Below are 14,822 nucleotides of genomic sequence, written 5' to 3' on the forward strand. Positions count from 1 at the left end.
TTTGGGGGGGCGAGCCGCTATCATGCAGGTACTGATTCTGTAGTGCCGGGCCTCCGCAACCACTTTTGTAGACTCCACGGAAAAGTCGCTCTCTTTGAGCGGCTTTTCCGTTTGTGCGGAAAGGCTTATGACCTGAGACCGAATTTTCTACCAGTTAGGCATAGAGTCCTTTGTTAAAGTTTTGATCGTTTTCGGTTTGGTTTGCAACCCGATATGATCGAAAAGCCTGCAACTTCCTCGCCTTCACCCTCCTCGCCGCATCAATGATATGGATGCGATGAATGTCAATTCAGCCTAGGGGATGAAAACTGTTCCTTCTTTCATGACAAAAACGACGTTTCCCAAGGCGTTTATGTTTTCCAGTGGATTGCCGTCTACCGCGATCAAGTCGGCTATTTTTCCAATTTCAAGGGTGCCCAGCCTGTCTTCCAGGCCAATCAGGGCCGCAGCATGAACGGTAGCGGTTTTAAGGGCTTCCATTTCGCTCATGCCAATTTTCACATACCATTGCAATTCGCGGGCATTTTGGCCATGTAGCGTAACACCTGCGTCACTACCGGCTGCGATTTTGACCCCTTGTTGGAATGCTTCATAGGTTCTGACAGGATGATTACGCATGAAGTCTTCCATTACGTGTTTCATCTCTTTTGTGGCGGTCTGATAATCTCTTTGAATATTGTCTTGCACGGACAGAGTGGGCACCAGAAACGCTTTTTGTTTTTTGAATAGTTTGTGAGATGTGGCGTCGTTATATGAGCCATGTTCAATGGATTTTACGCCGGCGCGCAGTGCGGCATTAATACCATCAGTACCATGGGCGTGGGCGGTGACCGGAATATTTCGGGTGCGCGCGGTTTCTACGATGGCGTAGAATTCGTCTTCTAAAAACAGTGGTGATGCATCCTGTCGGCCACAGGGCTGGCTCCCGCTGCATGTGGCATAAATCTTGATAACATCAGCTCCCATTTCGATCTGGGAACGTACCGCCTTGCGGCAGCTTTCCACATTGTAACAGGCTCCGGGATATGTTTCGTCGGTTGTAACAAACAGGGTATGTCCGGCGGCTAGTATTCTCGGCCCGGGGAAATCCCCACGATTAATGGCATCGCGTAGGGCAAAGATGGCATAGCCATGCGATCCAACATTACGCACAGTGGTAAAGCCGGCTTGAAGCGTTTTTTGGGCATTTTTCAGCCCTTCAAGAAGCTGATAGGCGTCGGCGCCAGCCTTGCCAGATCCGGGGCGCTCTAGATCGGTCATGGTGAGATGAACATGCATATCCATCAGACCCGGCAGGACGAATTTATCTCTCAGATCGATCAGCCGGGCCGACTTGTGTCCCAGCTCTTCGGGAGAGACAAAACCGTTTCGAATGTCCTTTATCATGGCGTTTTTGATGAGGAGAGTTTGTTTTTCCAGCGGGTCCTGACCGGGCACGGCCAGCAGACGGCCGACATGAATAACCTGATAGGCATTTTCAACAGTACCGGTTTCCGACGCCAAGCTCACCTGGGGGCCTGAAATACATAAATTCGATAGGACGAGAGGAAGAAGGAGCAGGGTTTTCTGGATTTTCGTTTTCATTTTCACCTCCTGTCAATTCCGATTTCCGGCGATATCCCCATGAAAAGGGGGTGTTTTTCTGACCGGCAGGACTTTAAGTTCTTCAAGCAATACCTGCACAGCCTTGTTCAGTTGCATATCCCGCCCCCGATAAAGTTTCGCTGGATCATTGATGATCTGAATATCTGCCGGAACACCGTTATTGTTATCGGCCCAATGGCCATCAATGCTATATACCCGTTGTGGAGGGACGGAAATGGCACCACCATTGATAAAAGGCAGAGGCAGGTTGGGACCGATCAGTCCGCCCCAGGTTCGACCACCAATCAATGGCCCAATTCCTGCTGCTCTGAAAAGATAAGGAAAACCATCACCGCCGGAATAACTCCAGCCGTTAATCAGGAGCGCCTTGGGGCCGGTATGGCCAATGGTTGGTAACGGATAATCACGAGCATTGCGATAACTGAAATAATTAAGAGCCGGCCGGTTCAGAAGTTCCACCAAGCGGTCTCCAAGGGCGCCCCCCATATTAAACCGTTCGTCTATTATCAGCCCGGGCAGGTGATGCTGAGCCCTGAACTGGCGCATCAGATCGTTTTGTCCATTCAGAGAGGTATCGGGGACATATATGTATCCCAATCTGCCCTGGCTGGCCTCCGTTACTTTTCGGCGGTTTTCTGCCACCCACTCCAACTCGCGCAACTTTTGTTCCGAAACCAGCGTTCGTACATAGACTTCACGACTGTTGCGAAAATCGGGTGTGGAACTTATCGTAAGCTTGACCACTTTTTCGACGTGGCCTTCCAAGGCCGCCCATGGGGTGCTTTTGGAGTCCAGTACGAGATCGTTAATGGCCAGGAGATAATCTCCAGCAGCGATTGCAAGTGATGGATCAGCCAAGGGCGAGCGCGGTGCGCCGACGTAGGTTTCTCCTGGATAGATTTTTGTGATCTGGTATCTGTTATTTTGCCATTGAAAGTCTATCCCCAAAAGCCCGACAGAAGTATTTTTCCGATTGCGACGCGGATCTTTGGCCGTGGCCCAGATATGCCCCCCGGAAAGCTCCCCGGCCAATTCCCGCAACAATACCGTCATGTCTTCCTCACTGGTCACGAATTGCAGAAGTTTTTTATATTTTTTGGCTACTGCATTGAGTTCCAGACCATGCAAACCGGGATCGTAGAAAAAATCCCGCATATAACGCAACGCTTCTTTCAGCATCTGAGCATGTTCAGCAGAGCGGTTGACCCGCATGAGCAAACCGGAAGTATCCAAAGCGGTCGGTTCGGCGTTGGCTGTGGCTTTAACCAGGCTGTAGCGGCCGTTCTGTCGAAGAACTATGACATCCGCATAGGGCAGGATAAAAACCTGTTCGGTGTTTTCGGCGATCTGAATGCCCTGGAGTGGGTTTTCCAGATTGAGATATTTGAGGTTCGGCTTTTTTGTTTCTCCCGGCAGGTTCGGCGCAATTTCACGGTAGACAATTTTATCGCTAACCACGGACAGGTTGTCATAAATGCCCGGCCCTGGCATTAAGGTCACAAGCCGACGTTCCATGCCATCCAGATCAATGGAAACTTTTTTACGTGGTTGAGGTGTTATCCAGTAAATGGTGGTGGGAGTGGGGATGTCCCGGGTGAGCGGAATCACTGAAATCACCGTGGAATGGGCATAGGTCCAAGTTGGGTCGATATCGCCAAAAACTGGCGAGAATTGCCTGTGGGACAACATATAAAGGTAATTACCGTCAGGACCGAAAATGGGATTGAAGTCATTATAGGTCCCGGAAGTGACCTGTGTTAGTTTGTTGTTTTGAGTATCATACAGGAAAATTGCCTGATTGAGATTGACCAGGTGCCTGGAGAAGGCCAGCCAGCGGCTGTCCGGGGACCAAGACACAACAACCTCCTGCAATTCATGATGGCCTCGCCACTCTCCCTTGTCGATGATGCGGTGTTGGCCATTGTGGGTGTCCACAATATGCAGGACTTGTTCATTATCGATAAAGACGATGTGACGCCCGTCAGGAGACCATTGTGGCTTGTAGCGATACCCTTTGGAGAACCGGGTCAAAGCCTGTGTCTTGTGGGAGTTCAGGTCGCGTATATAGAGTTGATATTCCCCGGTCTCGTCTGAAAAATAAGCCAGTTTTTTGTGGTCCGGGGACGGAACGGGATATCGTTCTGCAATGCCGGGGCTACGGGTCAGATTCACGGTGACGCCTTCTGGCTGTGTCATTCGGAAAATTTCGCCACGGGCTTCAAAATAGATATTGCGCGCCTGCTGATCGGCAGAAATGTGCACGATGTTTTTTTCAACGGAAATCTGTTGGACAGCCAATTGCTTCTGGGTAATTACCAGGTCAACCTGAATCTGGATGAGGTTTCCGGTTTTCAGTTCAAAAAGATATAAATGCCCGCCATTTTGGAAAATGATATGCTTCGGTCCGAGGGAGGGGTGTCTGACATCATATTCCGTAAAATGGGTAAGTTGTTTTTCCTGTTGATTGTTTAGATCAAGAACCCAGATATTGCTGCGTCGTTCCGATCCCTGTTCCGACAGGTAATAAACCAGAGAGCCGCGCCTCATGGGCTGGGACTGTGAACCGGGGAAATGGGTCAGCCGTTTGGACTCGCCAGTTGTTGTGTCCAGAAACCATAGGTTGGGTGCCCGGCCTCCTTGGTATTTTTTCCAGGATTCTTCCTGAAAATCTTTTTTGGCGGTGTAGATCAGTTGTGTTTTATCAGCGGAGAGGCTGACGCTTTCACCATAGGCCACCGGAAGCTGTTCCGGCAACCCGCCATCCCGGGAAACAAGAAAGAGTTTGTTATAGCGAGGCCGTTCACTATACATGGTTGAAGCAAAAAGAAGTGCCGTACCATCTTCTGTCCAATCGAGCAGTTTATCCGGTGCCGGGTGATGGGTAATTCGCCGGGGAATGCCGCCTTCCTGTGGAATGATATAAAGGTCCCGGTTATTGTTATATGTGGCGCTATAGGCGATTTCTGTCCCATCGGGAGAAAATTTTCCGCGTTTTTCCTCACCACCGTCGGCGGTCAACCGTACAGCCCGGCCCCCTTTGATCGAAACCAGCCATAAATCGCTGTCATAAGTAAACAGGATTTTATCCCGGGAGACATCCGGATATCGCATCATACGCGCGTCTATGGCTCCCCATGTCAGGCCCGGTATGGCGCAAACCAGGATAACCGCACAAAACCGCATGAACATTGTCATTTCCGGAATCTCCCCTTCAAATTTAACTATTGGTCGTGTTTGCGAATACTAGAGTGAATTGCGAATAGGTTGGTTCAATTCACTCTAGAGGCTTCCTGTGATCTGGAGGAAATGATAATTCCTCATTATGGCATTAATTATTTTTACATGCGCCTCTAAAAAGCCAATGGTTACAGGGCCTAACCTGCATATTAGTTTTTCTTATCTCAATATGAGAAACAATCAGTTGTTTCTTTCCTTTGTGCGGATTTTTAATGATGCGCACAGGCAACGGGTTCTTCGTCTGGGATAAGGGATTGAGGAAATGTTGCGGCCTGAGTGAAGAAGAACAAGATCCGTTTAGGGAGAAACATTGTGAAAAAGTTACTTTTATGTGCAACGGCGGCCATGGCGGTGCTTCCCTATCATGTCTCTGCTACAGAAACAGAAGAAGACAGTGCCAAACAGGAGAGTATCAAGTTTGATGAGATCGTGGTGACGGCTCAGAGACGGGCCCAGTCCTATCTTGATGTGCCTGCCAGTGTGAGTGTGATCGATAGCACCACTCTCCAGCAGAACAATGTGAACGGGGCGGCCGATTATTTAACGTTGACGCCGAATGTTTCCTTTCGGGAAGGGGGGCGCGGCGGCTCCAGAAATATTCAAATCGCCATCCGCGGCATCAGTGATCTGAGGTCGGGGGAGCGGGTTTCCGCCAATACGGCCTTTGGTATTTACTGGGATGAGTTCAGTGTGGCAACGGCCGCCAGTGGGACGGCCAATCCGCCGATTTATGATGTTGAGGCGGTAGAGGTGCTGCGGGGTCCCCAAGGTACTTATTTCGGTCGTAACGCTGAAGGCGGAGCGCTGAATATTCGTACTAAAAAACCGACCGAAGAGTTTTATGGTCAGATTGACCTAGGGGTCGGTAGTAACAACACCTATGAAACAAGTGGCGTACTGAACCTCCCTGTTACCGGTGGCATGTATCTTAGAACTGTGGTCAATCATGAAAGAAGCGACGGTCCGGTCAAGAATGTTCATCCCACCGGCGGTAATGGTGGTTATGAGCTGATTAGCACCCGTTCCACTTTGCGTGTAATGCCAACAGAAAACACCACTATTGACGCGCAGGTCGCCTATACTCGTGAAGAACAGGATTATCAACCGATGGTGCCAACCTGTGTAAACCCGACATTTGGTTTCGATCCTTCCGACCCGGCGGTGCTCGGGGGTATTGGCTGTCACCCGGATCATGATGGGAATATGCCGGAAGGTTTTGAAAATGCCCCTGTGAACCGGGACAAGATTTATGTCAATACACCGGCTTTTGCCGATAATGTCACCAAACTTTATCTTTTGAATGCAACTCATCAATGGGATGGGGTGGCGGCGACTAGCGTTACGGGCTATCTTGATACGGAAATGGATCAGTTGATGGATCTGGACCATTCCGGTGTCGACAGCGTGGACCGGAAATATGATTATACGACCAGTTCCTTCAGCCAGGAGTTCCGGCTGGCCTCCACCGGAGATAATGTTGTGGACTGGACAGTGGGGGGGTTGTATTACAAGGACAAGCTTAAGGCGCATAACGAGATTCTCATCAAGGGATTTCTTGGTCCTTGGCTCAGGGGGGATAAAGCCAACGAAAATACCATTAATATCGAACGGGAAGGTTGGGCCGTGTTCGCAGATGCTGCCTGGCATGTGACAGATGACCTGACAGTAACTCTGGGCGGTAGATATTCTGATGATAAGGATGATCAATGGTGGGAGGATGTTTTTGCCGCCTGTGGTCGCCGCGCTCCGGGAGACCCGCTGGCGGAAGGGTGCCAGTTATCTCCGGAACAGGCTTCTGGAGCGCTGCCTATTTTCACTGACGACAATGGTAATCAGGCGATTACAGGTGGAAGAAGTCCGCAGACACAGGGAACAAGTGCGGGTAATTCCAGCGATGATTTCTCCTTCCGGGCAGCAGTGAACTATCATCTGAATGATAATGTAACAGCGTATGCTGTGGTTTCTCAGGGATATAAAGCGGCTACGGCTCGCGTTAATCCGGACTCCGGCGGCAATAACACTACCTTTGCCAACAAGGAAAAGCTGACCAATTATGAAGTCGGTTTTAAAGGGACGCTCTTTGACAATTCTGTGCGTTTTGAACTGGCAGCCTTCCTTATGAAATGGCGTGACATGCAGATCGACATCCGTGAAAGTCTGTGTGAATTGCCCAATGGATCATTGGTACCCAATGACGGCAGTGTTCCCGCTGAAGACTGCAAAATCGTTCCCCGGGATAGCATCGCCAATGCTCCCAAAGCCGAGGCCAAAGGACTTGAGCTTTCTGTGCAGTCCTATCTTACCGATAATTTTCTGATTGGCGGTACGTTGGGGCTTCTGGATGCCAAATATGTGGAATTCGAACCGGTTGGTATTGCCTTGTCCAGTGACGATCTATCCGGGCAGCGGCTACCGGGCGCACCGGACTATACCGCCACCTTTATGGCGCAGTATAATTACCATGCTTTTCAGGGTGACGGATATATCCGCGGGGAATGGTATTTCCGTGGCGGACAGGCTTCAAATCTGACCGAACTGCAAACCGGATTCCCGGCGGATTTCGAAGGATACAATGTCTTGAACCTGCGTACGGGTCTGGACTGGCAAAATGTCAGCCTGTCTCTTAATGTGGAAAACGTTCTGAAAAATAGCTATCACACCGCTACGGATGGATTTAGTTATGGCGGTACGTTGATTGATGTTCATCCCCGCACGGTTTTCCTGCGTCTGACATTAATATCCGAATAACTCTTCACTTCTCAATAAACGACTTCAGAATGGAAACTTGGTCCTGCATCGGTATTTCGGTGCAGGGCTCTTTTTTTGCAAATATTAGAGTGAATTTGCTCAATGGTTTCAAAAGACCTTGTATACACGAAAGACAGGCTTAACAGTGAACGACACTGCCGATCCTGTTTGACGAGGCAGAAGGGGGTGGAGGCGGCCTGAAAGCGACGGAGGTGTTTGGGATAATGCGTTCTAGAAAGTTAATGCAGCAGGGCCGTCACCGTCACGCCAATAAAATTGGCAATCACATATCCAAATATGCCGCACATGATCCCGGGGGTAATCAGTGTGGTCCAGCCGCGGGAAATGGCAATGGCAGCGGTGGGGACCGGGCCGACAAGAGCTGCACCCGACCCGGTCAGGGCCTCGGCCAGATCCACCCGGAACAGTTTAGCCAAGATCAGGACAACCATAAAATGGATGACGATGATCAGCACGGAATAAACAAAAAGATGGACGGCAGAGTCCAAAAAGGCGGTGACGTTTGTGCCTAATCCAATGGCGGCAAAAAACACATACATGATCAGCATCCCCATTTCAAACTCCCCCTCAAGTTTGCTCATGGTTCGGGGGGCGATATTGGCCACCAGAATAGCAAGAGCGGTCACGAACAGAATCCTGAAATTGCCAAGTTCCAATATATCTGCCAGGGTGTAGGAAAGGGCACAGATCACAAAACTCAAGGCCAGGGCGCCACTGATATGGGTTAGATGCATCTGTGTATTTTCTTTGGTCCGGGGGTTTTTCTGTTCGGTTTTTTGAGCCTCTTCCATGATCTGGGATGGCAACAGACGGCGGACCAGTGCAATGGACGGCAGCGTGACCAGTGTCATCAGGGCCATCACGCTGACAATGCTATTGGCGCCGATGGCAACGCTGAACTCTGCTGGTGTCATGTTCACGGCTTTGGAAACTGCCACAAAGTTGATGGTGCCACCAATAAACCCGCCGGTATAGACCCCGGCAACCTTCGGGCCGATCTCCCCTAGATCAAGAAGAAAGAACCCAATGATCGCCCCGGCGATGGTGCCCAGCGCGGCGAAGGAAAAGGTGATCATGATTCGGCCGCTTTCCTTGAAAATCTTGCGTAAATCCGCCTTGAACAGCAATAGGGGAATGCCCAGTGATACCAAATATTCGCCCACGAAGTCCGTGACCGGCGAGCGGAAGGGGGTAACCTGAAAATTGGATAACAGAATGCCCCCGATAATCACCCATAGCGCGCCCGAAGTGGCTTTTCCGATCTTGTTGGTATCGGCCCAGAAACCGAACCAGGCAAGACAGAACAGAATGGCCGAAAGAAGAAGAACATTGTCTTGGGCAATCAGGGGCATATGCAGAATTTCCTTGTTAGTTCCTGGGGTTGTTCTTGGGATATTTGTGGCGCGGGGCCATTGTGCTGTCAAACCACCAGCCAAGACCGGAGACCTCGCGAATAATTTGCTGACGGACCTCGCTGTTTGCAGTGCTCACCCGGGTCATAATTTCTTGGGCCTGTGTCCCGACGGGGTAAAACAGGGGCGGGTTGGACCGTTCACAGACGGTAGCGATTTCTTCGGCCAGACGGGTTGGCGACAGGCCAGAGGCAGATGGGCGCAGGGTGTGATAAAGGGGCGCATATGGTGTCGGGCTGTTCGGGATCTCATCCATATGTTTGCGGTTCAGGTTGGTGACTACGGACCCGGGGATCACTACCGTCACGAAAATGCCGAATGGGGCGACTTCATAGGCGAGACTTTCACTGGCACGGTTGAGTGCGGCCTTGCTCGCCGCATAGGCCCCATCCAAGGGCAGGCCAATTTCGGCCGACAGCGAGGATATCATGAGAATGCGCCCCTTTTCCTGCCGTCGCATCAGGGGCAGGATTTTGCGGCATAGGGTCATGGGGCCATGAAAATTGATGGCAAAGATCTTGCGCCAGTGTTCCTGTGTATACACCTCTATGGGGCCCGGAATGTTGATGCCGGCATTATTGATTAGATGGGACAGTTCATGCCCTTCGTTGCCAATAAGACTGACGCATTGGTCAATATCGCTGAGCTGTGTCACATCAAGGGGCAGGGGGCTAATTTGCGCATGATCCAGCTCAGGGGGGATGTTTTGCGGATTTTTTAGTCCAGCATACACCCTGTAGCCTCTGTTGGCGAGGGTTAAGGCTGTGCTCAGGCCGATTCCGCTTCCCGCGCCGGTTATCAGAACTGCCGTCATATCAGTAAGTTACCTGCTCGTTCTCTAAAACTTTCAAAATTATAAGCTAAGTTATTGAAACAACAGCATTGATAATTCTAATGCGGTGATGAGAATCTATCATTTGTTGGGGGCTGCCGCTTCAGATATCCAGAAATAAGTTGAGTGAAAGGTAGGATATCTGGATGAAGGATTTTGATGTTGTTATCGCAGGGGGCGGCGTAAATGGTCTGGCCTGCGCCAGCCTGCTGACCAAATATAATCTTTCGGTTTGTGTGCTTGAAAGAAACCCTTGGGTCGGAGGCGGGGCGGTGACTCGCGAAGTGACATTGCCGGGATTTAAACATGATATGTTTGGCTCGTCCCATGTATGGATTCATTGTAATCCCGATTTTCAGGAAATCAAAAGCGAACTGGAACAATATGGTCTGAAATATATCTGGTCCGAGGATCAGATTACCGGCCATCCCGACAAATCCGGCGGACCAGGTATTGTCATCTATAAAAGCATCGACAAGACCGTCGAAAGCATTGCTCAATATTCTGAAAAAGACGCTGTCCGCTACCGGGAAATTTACGATGATTTCGAACTGGTGCGTGACGGCTTCCTTAAAGCCTTTTTTTCACCGCCTTCACCGCCCAGCTACATGGCGCAGGCGATGGAAACCAGTAAAGAAGGCTTGAAACGCCTGCGGGAATTTTCCTTAAGCGCCCGGGCCTGGGTAGATCAGAACTTCGAGAATGAGTTTGTTAAAGGGGTTATGCTGAACTGGGCTATGGCGCCGCAGATCCTGCCCGAACAGGAAGGGGCGGGACAATCCTGTTACATTATGATTCCCGCAATCCACATGTTCGGACAGTCCATTCCCAAAGGCGGCAGCATGATGCTGCCCATTGCCATGCAGAATTATATCAATGACCATGGCGGACAGGTGTTGACTGAAGCGGCAATCAGGGAATTTATTGTCGAAAATGGAGAGGCCAGGGGATGTATCCTGGAGGACGGTAGGGAAATCCGTGCCCGCAAGGCGGTGGTCAGCGCCCTGGAACCGAAACAAACATTTCGCAAATTTGTAAGACCTAGGGTCCTGGACGATGATTTTCTGCAAATGGTGGATCGCTATTCCTTCGGCAAGATAACCATTTGCCGGGTGCACCTGGCACTGACCGAGGCACCCCGCTTCACCAATGGCGAACTGATGAGCAGTTGCCCGTTCCACCGGATTGTGGATTCCGAACCGCAACTGATCAGGCAGTATGCGGAAATTGCGCAGGGTATTCCACCCTCTGACCCGTTCCTGTGGAGCGCCTGTTGGACCCTGATGGACCCCAGCCGTGCGCCAGAAGGGAAACATACGCTGATTTTTGACACTTTTGTCTCCAACTGGCTGGCCGACGGGCGAACCTGGGAAGAGATCAAGCAAGATTATGCCCATAATGTATTGCTGAAAAAACTCCAGCAATATGCGCCGAATATCAATGAACAGACGATTTTGGGAGAATATATCGAAACGCGCGAAAGCCTTGAAGCAGCGAACCCCTGTTTTGTGGACGGAATCACCACTGGCGGGGAGCGGATCCAGGCGCAGCTCGGCTACTTCCGGCCATTTCCCGGATATGCCCATTACCGCTCCCCTATACGCAATCTGTATATGACGGGCCCGCATTGCCACCCGGGCGGGGCCATTTCTGCCATGGGAACCATTACCGCCAATGTAATGCTGGAAGATATGGGGCTGAAACAAAACGATTATTAGGGTCCGCCGTAATTGCGGAGCCGTGGCGGCGCGTCTCCTCCCGTACCCCATAGGGTAACCTTGTATGCGCCGCCATCTCTTTTTTTGACAGTCAGATGAGGATAAAATGACCAGTAAAAAAATCGAAAAATATACCGCGCTTGTGATCCAGCCCCAGGTCACCATTTCTGACGATGACTCGGCTGTGAAGAAAAATCTGGATCGGGTTTGCAAGATGATTGATTTCAGTGTGGGGTATCACTGGGAACTGCCAGCCCGGCTGGTGGTATTGCCGGAATATTTTCTTCAGGGGGTGACCACGCCGGGCAAGGGCGAAGACGGTCTGAATGAGTTCATGAAAAAGGCGGTGACATTTGACGGGCCTGAAATCGCCCGTCTTTGCGACAAAGCCAAAGAATATAATATCTTTATCTCTGGTGGTGGTGTGATCGAGCGGCTACCGGAATTCCCGGACCGCTGGTTTAATACCGCTTTCATCATCGGGCCTACTGGTGAGGTAATCTTGAAATATCACAAATGGCATATCAATGTCTCGCTTGGCCTCGGCACAAGTCCCCATGACATGCTGGACGAATACACGGCGGCCTTCGGCGGCGACATCAAAAACCTGTTCCCGGTGGTCGATACCGAGATCGGCAAGTTGGGGACCATGACCTGCCATGATGGCTGCACGCCGGAAGTTTCCCGCGCATTGGGGTATAATGGGGTGGAGGTGATCTGCCATCCAGGCGCCATCCAGGAAGTGGAAGGGGTGAACGAACCCTGGGATTTCTGGGTTTTTACCCGCCGGACAAGGGCCCATGACAATATGTGTTATCTCTTGGGTTCCAACTGGGGCACGGTGGATCATGAATATTATCCGCGCGCCTTTTGCCCCGGCCACAGCTTCATCATTGACTATACCGGCATGGTGCTGCGTCGGGCCGATTATCCGGAAGAACAGGTCATCAGTTGTCCCATTGACATCGAAGCCTTGCGTGAACACCGCTCGCGCTGCAACCACAATACCTGGGTGGATCTCAGGACCGAAGGTTTCCGGCAAATCTATGAAAAACCGATTTACCCGCCGAACCAGTTCCCCTCCGGCCGTCCGCCGCGCAATCTGGCGGATAAGATGAAACCCTTGCGGGAAGTGTATCTGGATATTTACGGCCGTGGTCAGTTTACCCCGCCGGCAGGCATGACGGTGGAGGATATGGCGGACTTGCATGAAAAGCGCATCCGTGCCGCACAGAAAATCGGCCTGCTCAGAGAAGATTAAGTAGAGGACTGATCATGAAGGTTGTCAGCAAACTTGCCAACATGACCCTGACGGTGGGTCGGATGTATCGGGATGGTAACCGGCTGGTCATCACCAACGAAGGGGGCGAGGGCATTCCCACAAAGGTTTATGTCCACCCCAAAGATGTGACAGGTGCACTCAAAGCCCTGTTTTCCAGTCTGTCGGCCTTGGGGTTTGTGATCCTGTTCCCTTATTTTTATTTCAGGGCAGGAGATGAGAAGGATGAACAGGTCACGCCCAAATCCATGAATAATCCTTGGGTATGATGATGCGGACGCTGGCGGAAAAACTGGAGACATTCGGGGTCATTCCTGTCGTCACAATCGAGGAGACCGCCTTGGGCGTTCCTCTCGCACAGGCCCTGACAGATGGTGGCCTGCCGGTGGTGGAAGTGACCTTTCGGACCGCTATGGCCGCTGACGCCATCCGGGAGATTAAAATGGCCTTTCCGGATATGCTGATCGGGGCGGGAACTATTCTGCAACCCGGCCAAGTGGATCAGGCGATAGCGGTGGGAGCCGATTTCCTTGTGGCGCCAGGATGTAATCCGGCCGTCATCAGACATGCTCTGGCCCAGAAGGCATCTTTGATCCCCGGCTGCGTCACGCCGAGCGACATTGAAACCGCTCGTCGGGAAGGACTTCGTCTGGTGAAGTTCTTTCCCGCCGAGGCCTGTCGGGCACGGGATGTGATCCCGGCGCTGAACGGTCCCTATCCGGACATGCGTTATATGCCCACGGGGGGGATCCGCCTTAAAAGTTTGGAAGATTATTTGACAATCCCTAATGTGATGGTCTGCGGTGGCAGTTGGATTGCCCCTGGTGCGTTAATGGCAAACGGGGACTGGGAAACCATTTCTATGAATGCCCGACAGGCTGTTGAGCAGGTTAATCTGATCCGGGAAGAAACGATAAAATGAGTTTTACAACAAAATTTCCGCTTTCTCCCGTTGTCATTGGTTTCGGAGAGATCATGCTTCGGCTAAAATCCCCGGCCTATGAACGTCTGTTTCAATCACCGCTTCTGGAAACCAGCTTCGGCGGATCGGAATTTAATGTGCTGGCGTCGCTGGCGCGTTTTGGTATTCCAGCAGAGTTCGTGACCGCCTTGCCGGATCATGATATCGGCCGGGCCTGTCTTGCCGAAATGCGGGCACACAATGTGGGCACCGACGCTGTCCGGTTCAGGGCCGGTCGTATGGGGCAATATTTTCTGGAGGCCGGCGCAAATCACCGACCGACCAATATCCTTTATGACCGACAGGGGGCGGCTTTTGCCGGATTGGACAAAAGAGATATGGACTGGAAAGCCGTTTTACAGGGCAAACACTGGCTCCATTTGTCGGGTATTACCCCGGCTCTTGGGGAAGGGTTGGCGGAAATGTCCCTGGAGGCCGTGCAGGTGGCGCGAGACTTGGGGCTTACGGTTTCCTTTGATGTGAATTATCGGCAAAAACTCTGGCGGGATAATAGCCTTGATGCGCCGGATATTTTAAGTCGGATCGTCCGTCATGTGGACGTGTTATTTGCCAGCGAAGAAGATTGTCGACTGAATTTGGGGATTGAAGGAGATGGCAATACTTCTGATCTTCAGGGACGAAATTACAGCCTGTCGGAGAAAATGTTTGCCGCTTATCCCAACCTTCAGGTCATGAGCACCACATTCCGCGAAAGTCTTTCTGCCGACCATAACAATCTGAGCGCGGGGCTGCGGGATCGTACGGGATATTTTGTCAGTCGATCTTACGAAATGCGCCGCATCATTGATCGTATTGGCGGGGGAGATGCCTTTGCCGCTGGGCTGATTTATGCGCTGATCAGGAATGAAGGCGGTCAGCGCGCACTGGATTTCGCGACAGCGGCGGCCTGTCTGAAACACAGCATTTACGGTGATGTGAATCGTGTCAGCGTTGCAGATGTCGAGGCCCTGCTCCAGGGAAGTTCCGGAGGGCAGGTCAGCCGTTGAGG

Annotated in this window: 10 protein-coding genes; 6 read left to right on the forward strand and 4 right to left on the reverse strand. The window is 51.4% G+C overall.

What is annotated here, in order from left to right; genetic code table 11:
• Nucleotides 1-294: 294 nt before the first annotated feature.
• Together FE788_RS04660 and FE788_RS04665 are read right to left on the reverse strand one after the other, a co-directional pair.
• Complete coding sequence (locus FE788_RS04660; protein ID WP_138379548.1) at nucleotides 295-1,584, reverse strand: metal-dependent hydrolase family protein; 1,290 nt, start codon at nucleotides 1,582-1,584, stop codon at nucleotides 295-297.
• Nucleotides 1,585-1,596: 12 nt separating this feature from the next.
• Complete coding sequence (locus tag FE788_RS04665; RefSeq protein ID WP_138379549.1) at nucleotides 1,597-4,800, reverse strand: S41 family peptidase; 3,204 nt, start codon at nucleotides 4,798-4,800, stop codon at nucleotides 1,597-1,599.
• A 354-nt stretch (nucleotides 4,801-5,154) separates the two neighbouring features.
• Between FE788_RS04665 and FE788_RS04670 the strand changes: the two genes are divergently transcribed.
• On the forward strand, nucleotides 5,155-7,590 hold the full coding sequence (locus FE788_RS04670) for a TonB-dependent receptor (RefSeq protein ID WP_138379550.1): 2,436 nt from the start codon (nucleotides 5,155-5,157) through the stop codon (nucleotides 7,588-7,590).
• A gap of 239 nt (nucleotides 7,591-7,829) precedes the next feature.
• Here FE788_RS04670 and FE788_RS04675 read toward each other — a convergent pair whose 3' ends face one another.
• On the reverse strand, nucleotides 7,830-8,963 hold the full coding sequence (locus tag FE788_RS04675) for a DUF819 family protein (protein ID WP_138379551.1): 1,134 nt from the start codon (nucleotides 8,961-8,963) through the stop codon (nucleotides 7,830-7,832).
• A 16-nt stretch (nucleotides 8,964-8,979) separates the two neighbouring features.
• Nucleotides 8,980-9,837, reverse strand: a complete 858-nt coding sequence (locus FE788_RS04680) for an SDR family oxidoreductase (protein ID WP_138379552.1) — start codon at nucleotides 9,835-9,837, stop codon at nucleotides 8,980-8,982.
• Between the two features lie 164 nt (nucleotides 9,838-10,001).
• Between FE788_RS04680 and FE788_RS04685 the strand changes: the two genes are divergently transcribed.
• The 5 genes from FE788_RS04685 (at nucleotide 10,002) to FE788_RS04705 (ending at nucleotide 14,820) form a co-directional block, all read left to right on the forward strand.
• Nucleotides 10,002-11,573: a phytoene desaturase family protein gene (locus FE788_RS04685; protein ID WP_138379553.1), complete on the forward strand. Its 1,572-nt coding sequence runs from the start codon at nucleotides 10,002-10,004 to the stop codon at nucleotides 11,571-11,573.
• A 106-nt stretch (nucleotides 11,574-11,679) separates the two neighbouring features.
• On the forward strand, nucleotides 11,680-12,834 hold the full coding sequence (locus tag FE788_RS04690; protein ID WP_138379554.1) for a nitrilase-related carbon-nitrogen hydrolase: 1,155 nt from the start codon (nucleotides 11,680-11,682) through the stop codon (nucleotides 12,832-12,834).
• Between the two features lie 14 nt (nucleotides 12,835-12,848).
• Nucleotides 12,849-13,121 carry a hypothetical protein gene (locus FE788_RS04695; protein ID WP_138379555.1) on the forward strand — a complete coding sequence of 91 codons (273 nt, stop codon included), beginning with the start codon at nucleotides 12,849-12,851 and terminating at the stop codon, nucleotides 13,119-13,121.
• Nucleotides 13,118-13,774, forward strand: coding sequence for a bifunctional 4-hydroxy-2-oxoglutarate aldolase/2-dehydro-3-deoxy-phosphogluconate aldolase (gene eda, locus FE788_RS04700; RefSeq protein ID WP_138379556.1), 657 nt, complete (start codon nucleotides 13,118-13,120; stop codon nucleotides 13,772-13,774). The genes FE788_RS04695 and eda overlap by 4 nt, the downstream gene beginning before the upstream one ends.
• The gene (locus tag FE788_RS04705) at nucleotides 13,771-14,820 is read left to right on the forward strand and encodes a sugar kinase (RefSeq protein ID WP_138379557.1); all 1,050 of its coding nucleotides are present in this window, start codon (nucleotides 13,771-13,773) and stop codon (nucleotides 14,818-14,820) included. Before eda ends, FE788_RS04705 begins: the two co-directional genes overlap by 4 nt.
• Nucleotides 14,821-14,822 lie beyond the last annotated feature (2 nt).

This window comes from Luteithermobacter gelatinilyticus, from assembly GCF_005849285.1.
Taxonomy (GTDB): domain Bacteria; phylum Pseudomonadota; class Alphaproteobacteria; order Sphingomonadales; family Emcibacteraceae; genus Luteithermobacter; species Luteithermobacter gelatinilyticus.